A 16,694-nucleotide genomic window follows, 5' to 3' on the forward strand; every position below is an offset into this window, starting at 1 on the left:
CTATCATTCCTCACTTTTTTCTTCCTCATCGAGTGAAATATCTTGAAATAAAAAACGAACAACTAAAATAAGCAAAATAACCATTACGATAAATCCAACGATACAGCTATAAAAAAACCATGCTGGAAAACCTAATACATATGTATATTCACTCGGATCCTTACTTCCAAGCCCATAGGCAAATCCATACCATATTATAAAATTAATAATAGCTAATCCAAGACCAATTAACGCTTCTCTATGGGCAACTCGAAAGCGCGGATCATCATGATAATTCTTCATTTTCCCCCTCCTCTCACGATGTATAATTGTACCACTGTTTTTCTAGTTTTTCCTACTAGAAAACAAAAACGCGCAGGATTTTTTGTAATTATATAGAATACAATGTTTCATTACATATTTTTTACAATTGTAACGAAAATGAAATTTGAATTTTCAGCATTTTTTATTTATGATTTTAAGTAGAGGCTTTTCATCTAGTTCCCACATCCTTGATTTCGGAATAAACGCCGTCTCGTACTGCGTTTAAATTATATTTTCAAGGGGGTTATACAATGAGTCAACTAGCTGTAAATCTTCATGAAAAGGTAGAGAAATTTCTTCAAGGCACAAAGAAACTATATGTGAACGGAGCGTTCATTGAAAGCGCTTCCGGAAAAACATTTAAAACGCCTAACCCAGCAACTGGTGAAACACTCGCTATCGTTGCTGAAGCTGGTCGCGAAGACATTCATAAAGCTGTGGTAGCTGCTCGAATGGCTTTCGATGAAGGTCCTTGGTCACGCATGAGCACTGCTGAACGCAGCCGTCTTATGTACAAGCTCGCTGATTTAATGGAAGAGCATAAAGAAGAGCTCGCACAGCTCGAAACGTTAGATAACGGAAAGCCAATCCGTGAAACAATGGCGGCAGACATACCACTTGCAATTGAGCATATGCGCTATTATGCTGGCTGGGCGACGAAAATTGTTGGTCAAACAATTCCTGTTTCCGGTGATTACTTTAACTATACACGCCATGAGGCTGTCGGTGTCGTCGGTCAAATTATCCCTTGGAACTTCCCACTTCTTATGGCAATGTGGAAAATGGGAGCTGCGCTTGCTACAGGATGTACAATCGTTTTAAAACCTGCAGAACAAACTCCACTATCCGCTCTATACTTAGCTGAATTAATTGAAGAAGCTGGATTCCCAAAAGGTGTTATTAATATCGTTCCTGGATTCGGTGAATCAGCTGGACAAGCACTTGTTAATCATCCACTCGTTGATAAAATTGCATTTACTGGTTCTACTCCAGTCGGTAAACAAATTATGCGACAAGCATCTGAATCATTGAAACGTGTTACTTTAGAGCTTGGCGGTAAATCACCGAACATTATTTTACCAGACGCCGACTTATCTCGCGCGATTCCTGGTGCACTTTCTGGTGTTATGTTTAACCAAGGACAAGTATGCTCTGCTGGATCACGCTTATTTATTCCAAAGAAAATGTATGATAATGTCATGGCTGATCTCGTCCTCTATTCTAAAAAACTAAATCAAGGTGTCGGTCTTAACCCTGAAACAACAATCGGTCCTCTCGTTTCCGAAGAACAACAAAAACGTGTAATGAGCTACATTGAAAAAGGGATTGAAGAAGGCGCTGAAGTACTTTGCGGAGGAAGTAATCCATTCGATCAAGGCTACTTCGTTTCTCCTACAGTATTCGCTGACGTAAATGACGAAATGACGATCGCAAAAGAAGAAATTTTCGGTCCAGTTATTTCTGCAATACCTTTTAACGATATTGATGAAGTAATTGAACGTGCAAATAAATCACAATTCGGCTTAGCGGCTGGTGTGTGGACAGAAAATGTTAAAACAGCACACTATGTTGCAAGTAAAGTACGTGCTGGTACTGTATGGGTAAACTGTTATAACGTCTTTGATGCAGCATCTCCATTTGGAGGATTTAAACAATCCGGTCTTGGCCGCGAAATGGGATCTTACGCGCTGAACAACTATACAGAAGTGAAGAGCGTTTGGATTAACTTAAATTAACGAGAAGGAACCTGACCTACTCGGTCAGGTTCTTTTCATTATGTATTCATTTACACTTGCAACCCACCGCTCACATTTAATACCTCTCCTGTAATGTAAGACGCATACTCTGATGCTAAAAAGGCAGCTGCGTTTGCAATATCTTCCGGCGTTCCGATTCTTCCAACTGGAATCGCTCCAACCATTTTCTCTTTTACTTTATCCGGTATTGTTTTTGTCATATCAGTATCCATAAACCCTGGACAAATCGCATTACACGTAATACCAAAACTTCCAACCTCTTTCGCTGCTGTTTTTGTTAAGCCTACAACCCCTGCTTTTGTAGCCGCATAATTTGCTTGTCCAATATTTCCTTCCCTACTAATAGAAGAAATATTAATAATCCGCCCATACCCTTGTTGCCTCATATAAAGAAGCGCTGGCTGCATACAATAAAAAACGCCAGTTAAGTTCACTTGTAATACTTGTTCCCAAGCTGATTTCTCCATCTTATGTAACATTGCATCTTTTGTAATCCCAGCGTTATTCACTAAAATATGTAATGTACCAAATTTTTGCACCGCATATTCAATTAACGACTTCGCTTCATTTTGATTACTCACATCACATCGATATAAACTTATATCATACCCTTCATCTGATAATTCACGTGTCGTTTCTTGTAGCTTCTCTTCATTTACATCACTAATTAATACTTTGGCCCCTAGTTTTGCAAAAACTCGTGCGATTTCTTTTCCAATCCCCTGCGCAGCACCCGTTACAACAGCTGTTTTCCCATTCAACAATTCCATCTCTATCCCCCATTTCTATTAGTTATATTGTATATTTCGGCTCTATGCTTTCCAAATCCTCTTTGTATAAAAAAGTCTATTTGTGTCAAACTAACTTTGCAACGCCGCATAAAACACAAGGAGATTGTGTCGAATGAAAAAAAAGAATGTAAATCGAAACAAAGCTGCCGATGGCATTGATGTTGAGTTCGCTCGCGAACTCGCTGACCACAATGACTTAGAAGCAAACGCACGTGCAAATGCCGCTGATGCACGTCAAAAACGCCAATCAACAGAAAAATAAGGAACTACAACGTTCCTTATTCTTTTCAACAGGGACCTACTACCCATCAAAATAAACCGAGAGTATCTCTCGGTTTATTTTCTATATTTCTTTACGTAGTGCGCTAAAGCAAGTAACGGATATATATGCCCATAACTATGATAGCGAATATAAAAGCCCCCCGGTAACCCTGTACCAGTAGGATATTTTTCATTCATAGTAGACTGCGCGAGCAAATATGTAATTCCTTTTCGAATAATCGGTGTTTCTTGATCGTAGTAAGAAATGAGTGCATCAAGTGCCCACGCTGTTTGTGACGGCGTACTAAAAGGTAAAGAAATAAATTTTTTCTCTACACTACTTTGACAGGATTCTCCCCACCCTCCGTCTTCATGCTGCAAATGTTCGAGCCATGAAGCTGCTTTTTTCAACGATGGATGCGTAGAAGGCACTCCTAATGCACATAAGCCTGTCATCGTTGCCCATGTCCCATATATATAACATATCCCCCATTTTCCATACCATGATCCATTCTGTTCCTGTACATCCATTAACCATTTGATAGCTTTCTTTTTTTGCTCTTCAAGCAATTCATTCGGTGCATACGTTCCGAATAATTCTAACACCCTACCTGTAATATCTGGTGTGGACGGATCGGTTATCATATCACTCGCATTTTCAATCGGCAAATTCGATAGTAACTTGCTCGTTACCCCTCGTTCAAAAGCTCCCCAGCCTCCATCATTGTTTTGCAATCCTTTTACCCATTCCACACCTCTTCCCCACGCATCATCTACTCTATCATTCCCTCTACTTCGCGCTAACGCTCTAAGGGCAGCTGTAGTATCGTCTATATCAGGGATCGTCGTATTAACATCTGAAAATCCCCAACCGCCAGCTACAAGTGATGATGCATGTACGCTCCAATCTACCTTTTTAGTTTGTTGTTTTTGCAATAAATACTCCGTCGCCCTTTGAATCATCTTATTTTCATTTGTAACTTTAGCTTCTTGCAATGAATAGCTAAGTAAAGCGGTATCCCATACGGTAGAAGGAGAATTTTGCAAATGACTTCCTCTGTCCATCTTCCATATATAAGATTTTAATCCTGTCACAGCTTTCTCAATAATTGGAGACTGAATAGAGTGCCCTAATGCAAGCAAAGCATAAATCATATAAAACGTAGCACTGGCGTAACTATATAATGTTCCATTTTCATCTATACGCTCCTTCATAAAGCGCTCTACTTCTTCGTATCCTTTATGATGTAACGATAATGGATAAGATATTACCTTTTTCACATCACCTAACAACGATTGAAACAGCGGAGACCGCTCCTCTCGAAACCATTGCCCACCCCCGCCTGCAATATGATTTAAATTTGGCAATAACTTTTTCTCTACACGGAATCTCTTATTCATACAAATCATCATCGGAATTAAATGTATACGCGCTGAGCTGCTTAGCCCAAATATACTGAGGGGGGAGTCATCTTGTAAAAATAAGATTGGCGTTGGAAAGTGAAAAAGCGCAGGAAATTCATATTCTCCATGAATCGCTAATAAAAATTTCGTCATAAAATGAGCACGAGAAACTCCCCCATGTTCCTTAATAAACATTTCAGCTCGCCTCATATTCATATCTTCTTTCGAATATTTTTCCGAAGCAAGTAAAGCAGCATATGCTTGAATCGTCGCGGATAAATTCCCTCCCTTTTCATCTTCGTATAATTTCCAAGTCCCTTCATTTGTTTGAAGAGATACTAACCTTTTCACAAACGGTTCTATTTCGTCATTTCGCCCTAATAATTTGAGTAAAAAAATCATGTGACAATCCGTTAGCAAAGCTCCTTCAAAACAAAATTGCCACGTTCCGTCTTGCCTTTGCATCGTTTGAAGTGCAGTCGTTCTCCGCTCTATCTCCTCATGCACTTTGTCATATAGTAGCACACCGCTCACCCACCTTTTCTAAGTCCGTATACGATATTCGAAAACTCATCTAAATATGTATGAAAACAAAGAAAAGCAGAACGTGTATTACACACATTCTGCTTACAAACAATACCCAACCCCGACAACAATTCCTAATAGTGCACCAACAACAACTTGATACGGTGTATGTCCAACGAGCTCATTTAACTTTTTATATTCTGTTTGTCTACCATGAAAAAAATCATTCAATATTTTCGCTTGTTTACTTACCGCAAGCCTTACTCCTGAAGCATCGTACATAACAATAATGGCAAAAATAGCGGCAACCGCAAATATTGGACTCTCCACACCTTCCACCACTCCGACACCTGTAGCAAGTGCAGTAACAGTCGAAGCATGCGAACTTGGCATTCCACCTGAAGCAAAGAACTTAGCAAAATCAAACTCGCCTGTTTTTATTAATTTAAAAACGACTTTCGTTAACTGTGCTAAAAACCAAGAAATTATAGCTGCTATAAGTGGATCATTATGTAAAATTGTTTCCATGTTTTTCAGCTCCTCACTGACTATAATGGAATTTCTATATAATATAAGTATAAAGAAAAATGCGTAGAAAATACTACGCATTATGATACTTTTGCTGATTTATTTTTAATGAATTTTGGTTGCTTCTGTAGTAGAAACTTTGTTTTCGCCATTGAAAAGACAAATAAAGCAATCCATATACAGAAAAACGCAATCATATGAGTAGATGTGAAATGTTCACCAAAAACGAACACACCTAAAATTAAACTAATAGTCGGCGCGATGTATTGTAAAAACCCTATCATATAGAGCGGAATAAGTTGTGCTCCTTTAGCAAAATAAAAGAGTGGTAACGCTGTAACAATACCTGCCCCTATTAAAAGAAACGTTGATATTGCCGAAATAGAACCGAACGAACCAAAGCCATGAACTCCTGTCATAAACAAATATATAAGTGCAAATGGCGTCACTAACATCGTTTCCATCGTAAGCCCAATTGTTGCATCATAATTTAATAATTTTTTCGTTAATCCATATAATCCAAATGAAAAAGCAAGTGAAAGAGAGACCCATGGAATTGATCCGAAACGTATCGTTAAAATAACAACGCCCAATCCAGCTAAACCAACCGCAACATATTGCCAAAAATTAAGCTTCTCTTTTAAAACAACTGTACCAAGTAAAATACTTATAAGTGGATTAATATAATACCCAAGACTTGCTTCGATTACATGGTTATGATTTACGGCCCATATGTATACAAACCAGTTTCCACTAATAAGTACCGAAGCAATTGTTAATGACATTAATAATTTAGGTCGTTTAAAAAGGGCCACTAACTCCCCACCAAACTGACGAAACCTCTTCGTTACTCCTAAAACTAACAACATAAAAACAAATGCCCAAACGATGCGATGCGCTAATATTTCATCTGCCGGTACTTCCTCCACCCATTTCCAATAAATCGGAAGGACTCCCCACATCGTATACGCACCTGCTGCATATATAATCCCCTGCTTTTGCTCTGCTGTTTGACTCCCCATCTTCCTTTTTCTCCTCTTCTCTTTTTTTCTTCATTATAAAGTCTCACATGCTTACTTTACCAATATTCAATCTGCATTTCTTTCGACATTCCTTTTGCAAATCCCTTATATGTATAAAAACACTCCTACTGTTATAATAACGAGCACTGGAATACCGAAGACAAATTTACTTTTATGTGTCTTATGATGAAACATATACATACCAATCCAAGCTCCAACCGCTCCTCCAGCTGCAGCTGATAAAAACAACGTACTTTCTGGCGTTCTCCACTGCTTTTTCTTCGCTTTTCGCTTATCAAGCCCCATCATACTAAATGCTATAACGTTAATAATAATAAAGTATATCCATTTCATCTTATTCTCTCCCTTAAAAAATTCGCTTTATTGTAACACGAAAAAACCACGCAGGCGAGTAGCCTGCATGGTTTTATAATTCAGTCTCTTGATTTTCTTGTTCTTTCTGTTCTTCCATTTGTTGTTCAGCGATTTCCGCTGAAATCATTCCATAATAAATTTCTGGATATAATCCAAATATTTGATATACACTTCCTAAAAATGGCATCGGAATCCCTCATTTCTAAAGTTGTATTGTCATTCTTAAGGATTCCCTTTTCACTCATTATACATTCGTTTTTGGCACTTCTTCTTCATCGGGAACATGTAATATATTTTGCCATTTTTTATAAGGCGCACTATTTGGATCCACATACCCTTTCGCATACGAACGATCCCACAATTGTTTCATAAACATCTCTTTCTCTTTCTTCGCAACCATATCTGCACCTGTTCCGTAATAGTTTTGGAAATACAGCTCAATTTCATCAAGGAATAGCCTTAACAAATCGTCAGATGTTTCTTCTAACGTCGGGTCATATTTTGCCTCACGGTCATACATTAAAATCATATCTAAAATATTATGAACATGCTCTTTACGGAGCCATCTTATATCTTGAGCGCCTAATACAAATGCATGTGTATATAAATGTCCACCTTGTATCATTGCCTTTTCTTGTTCTTCTTCAAATCGTGACAAGATGTTTTCATAAATAAACGGATTATGAAGCAATGCTCTGTGCAACTTATAACTTTCACTTGAAATATTTTTCCCCATCGACTGAATTAAAAAGCTACGGCCAACACCGTTATATTGATACACGAACTGTCCATCAACAGCCACTAGGCTAATCCAGCGATACATATACGCGTACAGAAGAGCACGATTACATTTATCGTAATCTAACTTCGTTTGCGTTGCATTCAAGTCTGGCATAAAGGCTGGTAAGTGCCAATATTTATCTAAATGCGGCGTCAAACTAGATTTTTTACTATTTAATTTGTTCACGCGGCGATAATACGATTGAAAATAATCACCTTTATCGTTCATAAAGCCATTCGCAATATGTCCAGATGAAAGCTTAGGAAAATCTTGTAGCGATAATCCGTAATGAGCACGATAACAAATCACTTCAAATGGTGAAAACGCCTCGTTTACCGTATCTTTTTCTTTAAACATTTCTTGCAATAACTCTTCTTGCAATTCTTGTTTTAAAGAAGGATGTACGCCCCAATATTGTAACTCTCTATGATGAGAAACTTTCGGAACGAACGGACTTGCTAACTGGAAAAGATCTTCAATTTTTTCACGAACGTATTCATCACGATCACGTTTCTTGAAATCTGCTTCTTTTCGCAATGCTTCAACGATATTAAGCTCTAGTTTGTCACGATAGCGCACTTGAAGTTCGTCATAACAATAACTCAATATATGTTCACGATAGAAGTCTTCCACCTTTTTCGACTGAATTTCTTCGGCTTTCGCATCACGACAATATTCCCCGTACAAGCTCATATAAATTTCGGACGATATATCTTTCGGTAATACACCTAAATTTAAATGCTGCTGCATATCTTGCCAAATCTTTTCTTGCAATTTCTCTTCAGCTAATACGTATACATTCGTCGGGTTCGTTTTCCCCTCAAATTCCTTGCTTCGCTTTTGGATTTCAAACAATAAATTTTCACGTGTTTCGTGTAAATTATCAAAGAACCTTTCCCAATATTGAATCATTTTATCAACTGCTTGGTATAGCGATTGATACACGAGTTCTAATAACATTTCTTTACGATACTCACTTAATTTGTGGACATATTGCGTTACGATATCTTCAAATTCTTTTTTGAACACACGTTGCTGATTGTAAAACATTTTCCCGACCCAGCCTTGTTGCTGCGCAATTTCAACGCGGCGAACAGCCGTTACCGTTCCATCAATATTACTCACATTAAATTTCTTATCGTAGTTTTGAATTAAATTACGCTTTTGTTCATTATTTTCATGCAGTCGATTCATCTTCTCTACTAACTGCTTTCGAATTTCATACAGCATAAAACGTGCTGCGACTGGATGGACAGGATCCGTTTTCTTTAAAAACCATGTATTTAATTGATAAGACTGTCCTTCTGAGCCACTCGGTGTAAAACGATCTGATTCGATCATGTCATATAAAAGAGTAGTCACATGCTCATGTACACGGCTCGGAATGGCATAAGCATATAAACGAACCGCATGATCAACTCTCGCTACTTCCCCCTTCATTTGTTCCATCATTTTAAGCTTCGCAGCCGATATTTTACACTCATGCTGCAGGCGATTTAATTCTTCATCTTTTTGCACTGTACGGTGTACATAGCTTTCGACAGCCTCTAAAAACAACTTAGACTTCGCGACACCAACCTTACTGCCCTCTGCTCCTTCGCGCGTCTCATTGAACATTTGTCTATAAAAAATATGAGCCTGTTCTGGACGAGTAGCAAGATGCTCTAAATCTTCTAAATAACTTTTCCCACGCTCTGGCTGTTCACGCTGCATACCACGTTTTACATCTTGATCGTATCTTTGCTTCTTCTCTTGAAACAGTTGATCTAAATGAAGCCACGATTCATCTAAACCTTGCACCGCCCATTTTAAAGCACAGTATTTCAAAACGTGCTCATACGGATAAATGAGCTTCGCCGTTCCTGCTCCGCAATATCTCCCTTTCCCACTCGATTCTGCCAATTGCTGAATTTGATTATCTTCTTGGGCAAAATGATTTGCAGACATTGGACTAAATAACTGTAAATAAATCGTATTTGCCATTTGCTCCATATAATCCGATAAATTGTGCAAATGGTGCCCATGTAAATTTTCATAATCATATAAGAAACAATAATTGTACGGTAAATGATGCTGCTTTATCGTATGGTTTGTTCTTCCATCTTCATCCACTTGATCAGGACGATATTCTAATTCAATCGTTACGCCGCCTCGTTTTGATAATTCACCAGTCGACCCAAGCGTAATAGCGTGCAACTCTTTTAACGATGCATAACCATTCGCTTGCACAGTTTCAAACTCTTTCGCACTAACCGTTCTCGTCTTAACTAAAACATCTGGCATTAAAAACGCACCGCGAATTAAAATGTTATGATGCTGCAATTTCTTCCGGAGCATCTCACGCAAATATAATGCGATTTGTAAAAACATCCCTGAGCCTGTTCCGCCGGCTAGTGATGTTACAATAATGACACGTACACCATATTCGGTCTGATCACTTGTAACTGGAAAAATCTTCTCGATTTCTTGCCAAAACGATGTGAGTTTATCTTCTTTCATCGCAGCACGTAACGCTAACCGTGAAATGACGCGTAACTGTCCAGCCCCTTCTGTTAACGGTTTATCGAGTATAGTCGGGTCCATCGGAAACCACTCTGGAATCGTTGGATCTCCCGCAATATACTCTCTCGGTGTTTTACTCGAGCTCGTTTGCGTCTTAAACTTCCGAATATGATCAAATTTACTCAATGTATTCACATCTGTATCAAATACATGCATCGCTACCTTTTTACGACGCTCCTCAGGTAATCTTTCATATATTTGATGTGTGACAGTACTACCGATTCCACCTAAGCCAATTAAAATTGTTGGAACTTGTAATGTCATGTGAACCACCTTCCTATTCTTGCTTGTTTGAAAAGAAGAATAAAGAGAGCCGGGCCTCCTCCGCCCCTCTTACACCCTATCTACTATTCACATTCGTACCGGTAAATCTCCTTACCATATCCTCTATCAATTACTAAAAGTTCATTTGGATACAACGTCTTATGCTCCATTCCTACCTCTTCCTCTGTTATAAACATCCCATCAATAATCATCCCAACCACTTGCGATTCTTTCGCTACAAATATAGATTTCGATCCTTTTTTCGCTATTAATGTTACAGATTGCACAGTCTTTCTTTCTGCTCGGAATGGAATGCCAAAATAGTGCTTCCACCATTTATTTTTAAGTAACTCTGGTTCAGATTGATAAAGCCAATCTTTCGCTACTTCTTGATCCCATTCGTAATATAGTAATGCTTTCCGATGAAATCTCGGACGAACAATCCATCCTAAAATAATAATTCCTACTATTAAAAGTAATAAAGTGATAGGAATTACAAATTTAAAAATGAGCGCATACTTCTCAAAAAACGGCGCATTTTCAATGTGCAGTACGATCTTTTCCTTTACTTCTTGTAATGTTGAATCATTGATCGTGATGGTAGCCTCTACGGTGCCGGTATCTGTAAAATTGAATGTGTCGGAGTAATAAGGTCGAGGATAAACATAAACTTGACTACCATGCTGTTTTAATTCATAGTTGATCGATTGATTCGATGTGACACCAGTAGATTCTAATAGTTTCTTTACAGCCTCTTCTGTCATCGGTTTACCATTTAACTGGGGCTGTAAAATAAATGGTTTACTATTTTCTAAATTTGTTACCTTTTCTTCATAATCTTTCGTAACAGCTTGAAGTGTTAATTTTGGTTTTTCAGCTGGTTCAATCTTGAATTCTTTCGTCTGTCTATAAAATCCCTTTATATTCATATGGACTTTCCCGCGTACTAACTCTTTACCAACCTTTGTCTCGTAATAAAACACATGTCTTTTATCATCCCACTTCATCGGATACTGCTTTCCGTCTATTTCTACTTCTGCTTCGAAATAAGAAGTTTGAATTGGTAATTCAGTAGGTTTCGCTTCAATAACAGCTGTCACACCTTCATACATTTTCTCAACATTTTTTCTATCTTTATCATCTTTGTCGTACGTAGAAACAGTATAATTAAGCGCTGGTTCAACAAGTACTTGTAATCCCTCTTTTTCAATGTCCTGATCCACTTCTATCGTATATGTCCCTGGCTTAATCACTTCCTGATTCGCTGTACTTACATGCACTATATTTCCGAATAATTTAGCTTCTCCTGGTGCATGTATAGAAAAAGAAGACTGCAATTGTAACGGTTTGGAAAGTTGCATAACTTTATAATTAGACAAAGAAGGTGATTGTCGTACAAGCGTCATACGCTTTAATGGAAACGGTGTTGTAATCTCTACTTTTTTCCCTACTATTTTCGTTTTGACAATCGACTCAACAGAAGAAAATGGATCACGATTTGCAACTAATGCTGCCACTTGATTCACACTTTGTACAATACCATCCTCACCGCTAGACGGCATGACAACTCCATTCATTTCTTTTTTCCAAATCTCTTTAAACGTATTTAACTGCTCTTTTTCTTGCTGCCCTAAATCCTCTTCCATCGTGATTAAGACTGGGTGTAAAGAGATCTTTTTAGAATCCATCTCTTTCTTAAACTGTGCTAACTTCTGTGTAATTTGTTCTTTTCCGCCAATCTTATCTTTCTCCAAATCATTAAATGCCCCGTCAGTTAATACAATAAGCCAAAATTCACGTTTCCCATCTATATCTGCTTCCTTCTCTATAGATTGCATCGCCGTTTCTACTGCGCTAAATGGAGTATTTAAATATGTTTTCCACGCGCCGATTGCATTAATTTCTGTTTGCCTTTGATCCTTTGTTAACGAAATGTTTAACGGATCATTTGGCTTACTCATTGGAACGTAAGAAAATTTATCTTTCTCATCTAATAGCGCAACTAAACTTTGCAAGGCGTAATTGGCATACTTCCAGCGATCGTTATTTCTCATGCTGCCCGAATCATCATATACAAGTGAAACGACCCTTTCCTTTGCCTCCTCTCCTTTTGCAAAAACTGAAAAAGGTAAACATATAAATAGAAACAACATGAACGTGGCACAAATTCGAATTTTCATGATGAGGCTTCGCCACCTTTGTAGACAAATTCCTATGTTTAAATTTATGAGGGGAAACAAGATATATGACTTGTATTTTAGGACAACAGTTCAAAGCAATTACATTATGTAAATAAAAATGAACTACTCACATATTTTATTTCGAGTTTTTTCCTTATTATATATCTGAAATAACACATAGCTTTCATACTTTTCCCGCTATAAATTCCACCACTAAAGTTTGATTTTCTTTTCAATACAAGAAATAAAGAGCACGCTATAATTAGCGCACTCTTTATCCCTCTATTTGCGAGCCGTAAGACCCCCACCTCAAATTGGGCTGAAGCAAAGAAGTTAGATGGGAGATCAACTGCTCGTAAAAGACCGATTGGTGTGGGCTAATAATCAGTGGGGGAGGAACAGAACCCCCACTGATTAAAGTTTCACTTTATTTCTTCACATATACTTCAACAATCGGATTTTCCTTTTGATCTGCATGTAAACGTATATTCTCTTCACCCGTATTATAAATGCTAGCTACCAGCATAACTGTTAACAAATTAGGGATTTTCCCGTCACTCCCATATTTTCGTTCAAGAGCTTCTGTATACTCGAAATCCAAATCCCCCTGCACATATGTATACACTTCAAAACCATCTTCCAAATTACATACGACCGTATCAATAATATCCGCTCCTACTTGTTTCTTCATTTCACCTCGCAGTGCTTCTATTAATTCCTCCCAAGGAACTTCGTACGTCTGAAATTGGTCTGTAGATTTCATTTCTCTTCCTCCTCGTTATGTATCCTGTTCGTATATTTCCCCTTTCGTATAACAATTATGATAGATAGGTCATTCGTACAAGCCGCACTTGTCCTGCTTACATATCGTATTACGGTAATACGGAAGGAGGAAAGAACATGCATAGACAAAAATGTTATAATACATGCCAACGTTATTTCGGAAAAGTTGTTCGAATTGAAGATCGTGATGGTCATATCCATTTAGGAAAAATAATAGACGTGACAAATGATTCTGTTTGGATTGAGCCAGTACAGCAGCGTTCATCTTTTGATACAGGATTTGGATACCATGGCGCATATTCAAATGGCGGATGTGATATTTGCGGCGGTCTTAGCAGATGTGATAACTGTGGATTTGGATGTGGTGGTGGATTCGATGGTGGATTCGGTGGCTGCGGATGTGGCCGTCGTGGTTGCGGCGGTTGTGGCTTTGGCGGTGGCTGGGGCCTTGAACTCGGATTTGGCTTTATTTTTGGAATTACTTTGGCTGCATTATTTTTCATCTAACATAGTAAAGAGTTGACTATCTTTAGCCAACTCTTTTTCTATTTTTCACATATAAAAATCCGATGCCCTAAAATATGTTGATACATAAGCAGTACTTGTTCGTGTTGCACCCACGCCTCATACAATTCTTCCGGAATAAACGGTGATACATTCCACTCTGGCTCTTCCACATGTCCTGCAACTGTTTCTGCAATAGTTCCGCCACCGGCAATTGTAATTCTTTTAAAATTTGCTGCTTTAAATAAATGAATCCACTCATTCTCAGTTAATAATTCTTTCATACCGTATAACTGTCCAATCTTTTCCTCCTCTTTCTTCTCAATATGTTTTTCGGTAATCATTTCAATGACAACAAGCTTTCCATCCTTTTGTAATACACGATAACATTCCGAAATAACCTTTTCTTTATTTGTAAAAGCGAGTATAGATTCTCCAAGTACAAGCTCAAAAGAATCATTTAAACACGGTAACCCTTCTACATCGCCTTGAATCAATTGTATATTTAAACCATCAAACAACCATCTATCTTTCGCTTTTTGAATCATAATTTCATTCTTTTCAACCGCTGTCACTTTATAACCCAATTCTTTTGTCATATACGCCGCTGTTTTCCCAGTACCGCAACCTATCTCAAGAACATTTGCTCCGTGTCTAAGTGGCAATTGAGATAGCAATTGCTTCGTTAACGTAAAACCACCAGGATGAGCACTCCCTATTCCGTAATAAGCTAGAAAATCAATGTATGTGTTTCGTTTCATGAGATTCTCCTTTGAGTTTTCTATAATACATATATTCATCCATAAAAAAATAGTGCACAGAAAAACAAGCATTTTCAAGTGCTATAATACCGCAACTTGAAAATGCTTGTTTCTTTTATTATTTCTCTTCTACATACGCCCATTTGAAACTATATTCCGGACTAATATTATGTTTCACAATTCCCTTTACATTTGGTTGCATAACATATGCTTTAGCACTTTGATATAAAGGTACAAGCGCTACATCTTCTTCAAGTAACAATTTCTCTGCCTTCCCTAACTCTGCCCAACGTTTTTTTGCATCAGCCATCCATTCTGTCTTACTTTTATCAATAATGTCATCATATTTTGAATTTGAGTAGCTCATTTGGTTCTGAGAATTCTTTGTTTCAAACATATCAAGGTACGTCATCGGATCCGCATAATCTGGATTCCAGCCGCCATATGAGAAATCATAATCTTGATCTGATTCTAATTTTAGTTTTTGCTTAAATGGTTGAAGTTTAATATTTACTGTTACACCTTTTAGATTCTTTTCAATTTGATCTTTCACGTACTCCCCAACTTTTTTCGCATTACCAGTATCATAATTTAATAATTCAATTGTCACTTGATCTTTTCCAAGTTCTTTTTTCGCTTCTTCCCAAGCTGCTGCTGCCTTTTTGGAATCTTGTTTTAAACCATTCTTGAATGTTTCTGCGAAATCTTTACCGTCTGGTCCACTTGCTAAACCTTTTGCTACTAAGTAATCAACTGGTTTTGAACCATCATTTAAAATTACATTAGTTAAACCCTTCTTATCAACCGATAATGCAATTGCTTCACGTAATTTTTTGCTCTTTAACGGTGTATCTTGCCCACCACGTTTTTGATTTAGACGTAAGTAAAACGTACTTGTTTCCGAATATGCTCCAAACTCATCTTTTTTATTTCTATACTTATCAACGAATTCTCCAGATAAAAGTGCAAAATCAATTGCACCTGTATCATATAAATTCACCCTAGTAGCTGCTTCTTTTACTACACTATAATTAATTTCATCTAATTTCACTGTCTTTTTATCCCAATACTGATCATTTTTCTTCAACTTCCAACCTTGCTCATGCTTCCAATCAGTAAGCACAAATGGACCGTTATAAACTGTTGTATCGGACTCTAAACCGTATTTCTTCCCTTTTTCTTTTACAAACTTTTCATTTAACGGATAGTATGATGCAAATGCCATTAAGTTCAAGAAATATGGTACCGGTCTGTCTAATTCAACTTCAAGCGTATAATCATCAACTGCTTTTACACCTAACGTAGAAACTTCTGCTTTCCCTTGATTAATTGCTTCTGCATTTTTAAGATAGTAAGCAATAAATGCATACTCAGCAGCTGTTTGTGGATCTACTAGACGTTGCCATGCAAATACGAAATCTTTCGCAGTTACAGGATCACCGTTTGACCATTTTGCATCTTTACGTAATTTGAATGTATATTTTTTACCATCCTCGCTTTTTGTACTAGATTCTGCTACAGCTGGGATTGGCTTATTATCTTTATCAAGGCGATATAAACCTTCCATTGTATTCCCCAAAATTTGCGAGCCAAGTGTATCTGTATTTTTTGAAGTATCCATCGTCGGAATTTCATTCGTTTCTGTACGATTTAACACTTGCTTTGCCGCATATTTAATATCGGATTTCTTCTCTTCCCCACCATTATTAGACGTCGTAGTCGTTTTCTTTTCCCCACCGGAAGACCCAGAACATGCTGTTAACGCCATACTCATCGCTAATACTGGCGCTACAACCGCCGTGAACTTTTTCATCTTTTTCTTCATTCTTGTACCCTCCCCAATTATATGTACGCTACTAACTTTTAGAGATTTCTACCAACTTTATTTATCAG

15 protein-coding genes are annotated in these 16,694 nt (G+C 37.7%); 3 read left to right on the forward strand and 12 right to left on the reverse strand.

All coding sequences use genetic code 11. The annotated features are described in order from the left end of the window. Positions 1–3: 3 nt before the first annotated feature. A complete protein-coding gene (locus MR066_RS17370; RefSeq protein ID WP_002014357.1) occupies positions 4–282 on the reverse strand; it encodes a YhdT family protein in 279 nt (92 codons plus the stop codon). 272 nt (positions 283–554) lie between these two features. On the opposite strand from MR066_RS17370, the gene dhaS reads away from it, so the two are divergent. Then, a complete protein-coding gene (gene dhaS / locus MR066_RS17375; protein ID WP_002087742.1) occupies positions 555–2,039 on the forward strand; it encodes an aldehyde dehydrogenase DhaS in 1,485 nt (494 codons plus the stop codon). Between the two features lie 50 nt (positions 2,040–2,089). Here dhaS and fabG read toward each other — a convergent pair whose 3' ends face one another. Next, positions 2,090–2,830 carry a 3-oxoacyl-ACP reductase FabG gene (gene fabG, locus MR066_RS17380; RefSeq protein ID WP_242247958.1) on the reverse strand — a complete coding sequence of 247 codons (741 nt, stop codon included), beginning with the start codon at positions 2,828–2,830 and terminating at the stop codon, positions 2,090–2,092. Between the two features lie 133 nt (positions 2,831–2,963). On the opposite strand from fabG, the gene MR066_RS17385 reads away from it, so the two are divergent. After that, a complete protein-coding gene (locus tag MR066_RS17385) occupies positions 2,964–3,113 on the forward strand; it encodes a YfhD family protein (protein WP_002066466.1) in 150 nt (49 codons plus the stop codon). Positions 3,114–3,187: 74 nt separating this feature from the next. On the opposite strand, the gene MR066_RS17390 is transcribed toward MR066_RS17385, so the two are convergent. From MR066_RS17390 to MR066_RS17425, 8 genes are all read right to left on the reverse strand, one after another. Continuing rightward, the gene (locus MR066_RS17390; protein WP_242247961.1) at positions 3,188–5,041 is read right to left on the reverse strand and encodes a terpene cyclase/mutase family protein; all 1,854 of its coding nucleotides are present in this window, start codon (positions 5,039–5,041) and stop codon (positions 3,188–3,190) included. A gap of 102 nt (positions 5,042–5,143) precedes the next feature. Further along, entirely contained in the window at positions 5,144–5,569 is a 426-nt protein-coding gene (locus MR066_RS17395) for a divergent PAP2 family protein (protein ID WP_000447809.1), read from the reverse strand. A gap of 80 nt (positions 5,570–5,649) precedes the next feature. Further along, positions 5,650–6,591: an EamA family transporter RarD gene (rarD, locus tag MR066_RS17400; RefSeq protein WP_002014350.1), complete on the reverse strand. Its 942-nt coding sequence runs from the start codon at positions 6,589–6,591 to the stop codon at positions 5,650–5,652. Positions 6,592–6,696: 105 nt separating this feature from the next. After that, positions 6,697–6,945, reverse strand: coding sequence for a DUF1294 domain-containing protein (locus MR066_RS17405; protein WP_000871335.1), 249 nt, complete (start codon positions 6,943–6,945; stop codon positions 6,697–6,699). A 73-nt stretch (positions 6,946–7,018) separates the two neighbouring features. Beyond that, a complete protein-coding gene (locus tag MR066_RS17410; protein ID WP_002014348.1) occupies positions 7,019–7,153 on the reverse strand; it encodes a hypothetical protein in 135 nt (44 codons plus the stop codon). A gap of 57 nt (positions 7,154–7,210) precedes the next feature. Next, the gene (locus MR066_RS17415) at positions 7,211–10,573 is read right to left on the reverse strand and encodes a tubulin-like doman-containing protein (RefSeq protein ID WP_242247964.1); all 3,363 of its coding nucleotides are present in this window, start codon (positions 10,571–10,573) and stop codon (positions 7,211–7,213) included. 83 nt (positions 10,574–10,656) lie between these two features. Continuing rightward, complete coding sequence (locus tag MR066_RS17420; RefSeq protein WP_242247966.1) at positions 10,657–12,753, reverse strand: vWA domain-containing protein; 2,097 nt, start codon at positions 12,751–12,753, stop codon at positions 10,657–10,659. 427 nt (positions 12,754–13,180) lie between these two features. Beyond that, the gene (locus MR066_RS17425) at positions 13,181–13,516 is read right to left on the reverse strand and encodes a hypothetical protein (protein ID WP_201064870.1); all 336 of its coding nucleotides are present in this window, start codon (positions 13,514–13,516) and stop codon (positions 13,181–13,183) included. Between the two features lie 137 nt (positions 13,517–13,653). On the opposite strand from MR066_RS17425, the gene MR066_RS17430 reads away from it, so the two are divergent. Then, positions 13,654–14,043, forward strand: a complete 390-nt coding sequence (locus MR066_RS17430) for a hypothetical protein (RefSeq protein WP_061689989.1) — start codon at positions 13,654–13,656, stop codon at positions 14,041–14,043. Between the two features lie 38 nt (positions 14,044–14,081). On the opposite strand, the gene MR066_RS17435 is transcribed toward MR066_RS17430, so the two are convergent. Together MR066_RS17435 and MR066_RS17440 are read right to left on the reverse strand one after the other, a co-directional pair. After that, on the reverse strand, positions 14,082–14,801 hold the full coding sequence (locus MR066_RS17435; RefSeq protein ID WP_016092062.1) for a class I SAM-dependent methyltransferase: 720 nt from the start codon (positions 14,799–14,801) through the stop codon (positions 14,082–14,084). 118 nt (positions 14,802–14,919) lie between these two features. Continuing rightward, on the reverse strand, positions 14,920–16,626 hold the full coding sequence (locus MR066_RS17440; protein WP_201064862.1) for a peptide ABC transporter substrate-binding protein: 1,707 nt from the start codon (positions 16,624–16,626) through the stop codon (positions 14,920–14,922). Positions 16,627–16,694: the final 68 nt, after the last annotated feature.

The sequence above is a fragment of the Bacillus cereus group sp. BfR-BA-01523 genome, from assembly GCF_022662615.1.
Classification (GTDB): Bacteria; Bacillota; Bacilli; order Bacillales; family Bacillaceae_G; genus Bacillus_A; species Bacillus_A mycoides.